Origin of the sequence: Chamaesiphon sp. OTE_8_metabat_110, assembly GCF_031382685.1 — a bacterium.
GTDB lineage: Bacteria > Cyanobacteriota > Cyanobacteriia > Cyanobacteriales > Chamaesiphonaceae > Chamaesiphon.
This window is the reverse complement of sequence record NZ_JANMZA010000227.1, coordinates 1-6,542: the sequence shown is the minus strand read 5'-3', so window position 1 is coordinate 6,542 and position 6,542 is coordinate 1. Positions and strand designations below refer to the sequence as shown.

The window sequence follows — 6,542 nt, the reverse complement described above, 5'->3', positions numbered from 1 at the left end:
GCTTGTGTATCGGGATGATGGCAGGCACTTTAGTCTGGCAAAGCCGAAATCAAATTTGGGGCTTACCCACAGCAGAATATCAACGATTGATCGAGCAAGTGGGTAAGATTCGCAAGCAAGGTAGTTCTCATCCGCTGTGGAAATGGGTAGTTAGGTCAATTGATAATTGATAATTGATAATTAAGATGATTATAGTTACACCACCCCAGCCCTCCCCTTATAAAGGGGAGGGAGCAAATGCCCCCCCTTTATAAGGGGGGGTTGGGGGGGTAGAGCATCAGCGAAAACGAAGTCTAATAGCAATGGATTAACCACCGAACCTCATGCAATCTCCTAGCCTAGACACCCAACATCCACCGGAACCCAAACTCATCGATGCTTGCGTGCATTGTGGCTTTTGTCTCTCCACTTGCCCTAGTTACCGCGTGCTGGGGACAGAAATGGATTCACCTCGGGGACGAGTGTACATGATGGATGCCCTCAATCAGGGTGAAATCGACCTCACACCTGCGGTTGTGAGTCATTTTGATAGTTGCTTGGGTTGTCTGGCATGTACGACTACCTGCCCGTCTGGGGTGCAGTATGACAAGCTAATTGCGGCGATGCGTCCCCAAATCGAACGCAATCACCAGCGTCCACTTGTCGAGCGGTTATATCGGCAATTTATCTTTGGCTTATTTCCTTACCCCAATCGGCTGCGGGTATTGCTGGTTCCGCTATTTATCTATCAGAAAATCGGCTTACAAAAACTCGTCCGTCAGACGAGAATCGTCGAAAAAATTTCGCCACATTTGGCGGGGATGGAGTCCAATCTCCCCGAGCTATCTCTGAGTACATTTCAAGATACCATCCCGGCATTAGTCCCCGCACAAGGCACTCAACGTTACCGCGTAGGGATGATTTTAGGCTGCGTCCAAAAGTTATTTTTCGATCGCGTCAATCAAGCTACAGTGAGAGTGCTGACAGCAAATGGTTGCGAGATTGTCATTCCCCAAGCGCAGGGTTGCTGTGCGGCATTACCCCACCACCAGGGGCAAGAAGAACAAGCCAAAACTCTTGCCAGACAGATGATTGACAACTTTGCTGACACCAATGTAGATGCAATTATTATCAATGCGGCAGGCTGCGGACATACATTAAAAGAATACGGCGAACTGCTCAAAGACGATCCCGAATATCTCCAAAAAGCGATCGATTTTTCAGCCAAAGTTAAAGATGTTCAAGAGTTCCTAGCCGAGATCGAACTGACTACGCCACTATCACCGATCTCCACCGCACCACTCACCCTGGTTTATCAAGATGCCTGTCACTTATTGCACGGGCAAAAGATTAGCATTCAACCCCGTCAACTCCTCAATCAAATCCCGAATATTACCCTGATAGAACCCTTAGATGCTGCCCTCTGTTGTGGAAGTGCGGGCGTGTATAATATGCTCCAACCCGAAACAGCCAACGAACTCGGGCGACAAAAAGTGAACAACTTGATGAATACGGGTGCCAAAATCATCGCCTCAGCAAATCCTGGCTGTACTTTACAAATTGCCAAACATCTGGAGCTGCAAGGATATCAGACTAAAATTTTACACCCGATCGAACTACTAGATCTTGCTATCAGCGGCACTAAATTAGCGGGTTATTAACTGCGGTTGCGTTCATTCAAGTGTATTTTGTAGGTTTATTTTGTAGGGTGGGCAATGCCCACCACCAGGATTATAGGTAAATTCTATCTAATAAATACTTGTAAGTAGGTAGGCACAATTATTCATCAAATAGATAATGATTGAAACCTATTTGGTGGGCAGTGCCCACCCTACGTCTAGCTATCTAGATCTAGCAATTAGCGGTATTAAATTAGCGGGTTATTAACATCAAAACCTAAATCCAATGAAAGATCCAAAAATCCCAGAGTCGGAGCGATAACTGGGTTTTTTCGATCGATAATCCTAAGAAAATCGGCAGCCAAAATACAAACGCTGCCGCCACACTAAAAATTGTCGTCAGTCCCGCAATCTGCAATGGTTGAGATCTACTTCTCAATCCTAGATCTACTAACCAAGCCAAACCCATTATTGCAAACAGCACTGCGCCCATATAGTGATAAATATATAAGCAGCGGGTAACTCTCACCCACGGTAATAAGTTTGCCGCATAATTAACGACAATAAATAGTGGCACGCTAATATAATTGAGATTTAGTTCGCTGACGGGTGCCAAGAGCGCTTTCTCGATTTTAAATGTATTAACTACTAGCCATAACCGCCGGATAATTAACCAGAGCGAAGCAAAAACTGCGGCTAAAGCCAACCACCATAACAAGGGATTCCCCATTGCATGAACATCATAATAATAGTTAGGTTTGTATTCGGTAAAATAGTAAGCTAACGGACGCATCATCAGCGGCCAAGTATACCAATTAGCACAATATGGATGTACGCTCTTACTATTACCAATCTGTTCGTGATAGTTAAGAATTTCCAATTGGACATCGAAGAAGTTAGGTTCGGGATTTTGGATCAGATGTGGAATCCATAGTATACTATATGTCGCGATCGGGACGATTACTAGTAAAATCAAACTAGCAATGGGGTGGATATTTGCCAATCTATTTAGTAGTGAATTAGTCAACAGGGCAAACTTGCGATCGGACTTAATTAATTTCCAGATTTGAGCGATCGCGAGTAAGATATAGATTCCGAATAAAAACCATAAGCCATTCCATTTACAGGCGGCTGACGCGCCAAACGAGACACCCGCAGCCAGTAGTAATAGCAACTGCCGATCGTGAGATTTACTCGCCATCAATACTAATAACTGTCCTAGCAACCCAAAGAAAACCAAGTAAATATTATTGAGTGCATAGCGAGAATCGATTAGATATAAGCCATCCAAACTAATAAACAAAGCTGCTAAAAAAGCATAACTCATCCGCTGACTTAATTGATAAGCTAATGCCGCTACTAGCGGTGGAATCAACGAACCAAATAAAGCATTCATCCACCGATAACTAAAGGTTGAATGCAGCGAACCCGTTAGGGTATTAGTCACATCGCGACCGAATGGTAAACGATCGCCAATCCAAATCCCGATCGCAATCAGGTATTGACTTAGGGGTGGATGCGAATTAAAAAATTTGGTGTCGGTTAGGTAATTATTTGCAAACTTGGCATAATAAACCTCATCAAAAACCAGAACGTTAAATCTTTCTAGTCCCCAAAATCTTAAAGAAACTGAGATCGTGCAAATAATTACAATCCCCCAGACAGCTAATTTTTGATGCTTTGCTGATATTAACATCATTAATCTATTTAACTACAAGCTGCCAGGGCAATTGACGGTATTTCATATAGTAACCAGTTATGCCAATTAAGACGATTGCAATCGCGCCAACACCTAATGGATTTGGCAGCCAAAATACGGCATCGATATGATTTAGCCGACCGGGTTGAAGTTGCCATTTCATTTGTTGCGAATCGACTGTCATGCCGATATTATTACCATCAGCCTTGATGTTTTTAATACCCCATGGACTTTGAACCGTAAGATCGAGATCGACCAATTTATTCATACCAATCGCTACTTTGGGAGTCAGATTGTCGCCCCGATTCGGTGGTGTTACTGCCAGCGATCGCAAATCGAGATCGTAGATCAGATGATTTCTAATAACTACTAAAAAATTCTGCCGATCGATCTTCATCACAGCCTTAAGCAAACTAGTTTCTGAACTCGGAGAATCTGTACTAAAGTAGCGATTTATTTTCGTCACTAACTCCTGTGGATTATTGAAAGGAATAATTGCCTTGAATTCACGATCGCTCAACCGTTCTAGATGACCTTGGGCGGCGAGTGTCCGTTGCTCGATACTCGCGAGCCAGGTTTTAACGGCATTTTGACTGAAACTGGTTAATTGTTCGCTCAGTTGAATGTGCGCGACGATTTCACCATCACTGAGACTAGAAAAGTGAATCCCCGTATCATACCTAACGCATCCAGATAAACTAATGGCGATCGCCAAAAATCCCAGTGCCAATTTTTGCCTAATTAGCTTTAGCAACCACGCAGTAAATCTGCCAATCTTATCGACAATCGCGATCGTGTTCATACTTTGTCTCCTCGATCTCCAGCCTCAGTTTTAGAGCCTGTGTCAACGATCTTATCAGAATCTTACTTATTGTTGCAGCATCGATAACTTCAACAAGCACCTGTTTAACCCGATCTAGTTTACTGCCATGTTTTATTTAATAAACGTGGTATAATCAGAGGCTTTGCAATTGCTATTCGACTTGTGTCTATGAAAGCTCAAACAGCCCGTGAGTTGAAACCTCAAACTATTGCGCGTGAGTTAGCATTGCTGACATTACCGCAGTTATCGAAAGCGCAACAGAAGTTAGCGCAAGCTCAACCCCGCCAATTGCAATTGACTCTAGAAGAGATGATGGGTAAGGCGATCTCGACCCTCAGAGAAGAGGCCGACGAAGCGCTAGAAGCTGCCGCCGCAGAATTACAACGCAGCAACGATCGCCTTCTCAATAGTCAAACCAGAGCGAGCGACGTCGAAAGTGCTAGACTGATGACCGCAGACGCGATCGAATTAGTGCAAAAAGCAATCGAACGGTTGCGAGATGGCTTGGAAATGCCGGAATTAATCGATCGGTTCAATCGTCCCGATGTGCGTAGTTATGCCCTCCAATTATTAGTCAAAACCACTGAAGAAACCACCGAAATCGATGCACTTTTGGGTCAAAATCTCGTAGATTGGCAGCTCGGTCGCTTACCCAAAATCGATCGCGATATTCTCAGACTGGCAGTAGCTGAAATCGTCTATCTCGGCTTAGAAGAACGGATCGCGATTAATGAAGCGATCGAATTAGCAAAGCGTTATAGTGACGACCAGGGTCGGAAGTTGATTAATGGTCTGCTCCGCAAAGTCACCGAAAAACTCAAACTCGGTGCCTAGATCGTCGTCGCAGTCAGGAGCTGAGTGTTTGAAGATCGCAGGTTTCACGCGCTAGTAATATCCTCACTTTTTTGGCAACTACCATAATTTCTAATTCATAATTCATCCCTCATCATTCATTATGGTTTTTAATTGGTTTCGTCGGAAGTTCGATAAATCTGAATCCGAGCCAGAAGCGCCGCTGGAGTCAGCAACAGAGCCAATTGTCGAGGCAACACCGGACGACGAAGTAGTTGCTGAGCAGACAACCGACCAAAGCGTGGCGACTGACTATTTAGCTTGGGCAAAAGCGGCTTACGACAATATTCAGCAGCAAGAAGCAGCGTCGTCAACCGCACCAGTCGCACTCGTCGCACCAACCACCGCTGATGAGCCGGAACTGTTAGTCAGTAAGGAGCCAGCATCGCCACCAGCTACCCAAACAGATACACCGACGATACAAGAGCCAGTTGAGACGGCTCCAGCACAGCTTACCGATACCGCCGCAGCACGACCACTGCCGATTTGGGCACGAGATGACCGTCAGCAGCGCTTAGAACAACTTAAGGCAACCGCGATCGAAACTGCCGAACCAGAGGCACCTGCGGCAGATCTGGCGCTCGATGACGACTTTCTGTGGTCGGCAAAAGTACTTGCAGATCGAGGACGTACCCCCGAGCAAGTGTCCCTCGATGAGATTAACTGGCTCAAAAAACTGCGGCAGGGTTTAGACAAGACGCGGCGGGGATTTGTCAATCAATTTAAAGCCCTCATCGGTCAAGGCCCACTCAATCCTGACGCAGTAGAATCGATCGAAACTTTACTTCTCCAAGCAGATGTCGGGATCGAAGCAACCGATTATATTATCGAAACCCTACAAGCCAAACTCCGCCAGGAATCTTTACCCCCAGAGGAAGCCGTTGCCTATCTCAAACAAATCCTTTGCGACTTACTCGACAAACCCTTCCAATCGGATTACACTCAAGAATTCTTCCCCGTCTCTAATGAATTGAATGTTTGGCTGATCGTCGGCGTCAATGGAGTGGGCAAGACTACCACTATTGGTAAGCTCGCACATATGAGCCAAGCCTCGGGTTATAAATGCCTGATCGCGGCTGGTGACACCTTCCGCGCCGCCGCCGTCGAACAAGTCAAAGTCTGGGGACAGCGCAGCGGCATTGAAGTCATTGCCAACCCCGGTCAAAATACCGATCCCGCCGCCGTCGTCTACGATGCTATCAGTGCGGCGCGATCGCGCAATACCGAGCTATTATTAGTCGATACTGCCGGACGATTACAAAACAAAAAAAACCTGATGGATGAGTTGAGTAAGATCCGCCGGATTATAGACAAACAAGCGACATCCGCTCAGATAGAATCTTTACTTGTACTGGATGCCACCTTGGGACAAAATGGTTTACGTCAAGCTCAAGTTTTTGCAGAGGCTGCCAAGCTAAGTGGAGTAGTATTAACCAAACTAGACGGCACAGCCAAAGGTGGTGTAGCTTTAGCAGTAGTCCAACAACTCGGTTTACCAATTCGGTTTATTGGCGCTGGTGAGGGGATTGAAGATCTCAGACCTTTTTCTAGCTATGAATTTGTCGAGGCT

5 protein-coding genes are annotated in these 6,542 nt (G+C 45.6%); 3 read left to right on the top strand and 2 right to left on the bottom strand.

Going from position 1 to position 6,542, the window contains the following annotated elements:
• Nucleotides 1-323: 323 nt before the first annotated feature.
• Complete coding sequence (locus RMO52_RS08465; RefSeq protein ID WP_310412879.1) at nucleotides 324-1,640, top strand: heterodisulfide reductase-related iron-sulfur binding cluster; 1,317 nt, start codon at nucleotides 324-326, stop codon at nucleotides 1,638-1,640.
• A 235-nt stretch (nucleotides 1,641-1,875) separates the two neighbouring features.
• Here the strand turns inward: RMO52_RS08465 and RMO52_RS08460 are convergent, their stop codons facing one another.
• Nucleotides 1,876-3,297 (bottom strand): phospholipid carrier-dependent glycosyltransferase, encoded by a 1,422-nt coding sequence (locus RMO52_RS08460; RefSeq protein ID WP_309741705.1) that lies wholly within the window; start codon nucleotides 3,295-3,297, stop codon nucleotides 1,876-1,878.
• A gap of 4 nt (nucleotides 3,298-3,301) precedes the next feature.
• On the bottom strand, nucleotides 3,302-4,099 hold the full coding sequence (locus RMO52_RS08455) for a DUF3153 domain-containing protein (RefSeq protein ID WP_310412876.1): 798 nt from the start codon (nucleotides 4,097-4,099) through the stop codon (nucleotides 3,302-3,304).
• Nucleotides 4,100-4,288: 189 nt separating this feature from the next.
• Between RMO52_RS08455 and nusB the strand changes: the two genes are divergently transcribed.
• Complete coding sequence (gene nusB, locus RMO52_RS08450; RefSeq protein ID WP_309741703.1) at nucleotides 4,289-4,954, top strand: transcription antitermination factor NusB; 666 nt, start codon at nucleotides 4,289-4,291, stop codon at nucleotides 4,952-4,954.
• A 121-nt stretch (nucleotides 4,955-5,075) separates the two neighbouring features.
• On the top strand, nucleotides 5,076-6,542 hold a 1,467-nt coding region (gene ftsY / locus RMO52_RS08445), incomplete at its 3' end, for a signal recognition particle-docking protein FtsY (RefSeq protein WP_310412872.1).

What these genes read in the sequence shown, in the direction of transcription:
- RMO52_RS08465 (WP_310412879.1), top strand. Translation starts at nt 324, where the DNA reads ATGCAATCTCCTAGCCTAGACACCCAACATCCACCGGAACCCAAACTC.
- RMO52_RS08460 (WP_309741705.1), bottom strand. Translation starts at nt 3,297, where the DNA reads ATGATGTTAATATCAGCAAAGCATCAAAAATTAGCTGTCTGGGGGATT.
- RMO52_RS08455 (WP_310412876.1), bottom strand. Translation starts at nt 4,099, where the DNA reads ATGAACACGATCGCGATTGTCGATAAGATTGGCAGATTTACTGCGTGG.
- nusB (WP_309741703.1), top strand. Translation starts at nt 4,289, where the DNA reads ATGAAAGCTCAAACAGCCCGTGAGTTGAAACCTCAAACTATTGCGCGT.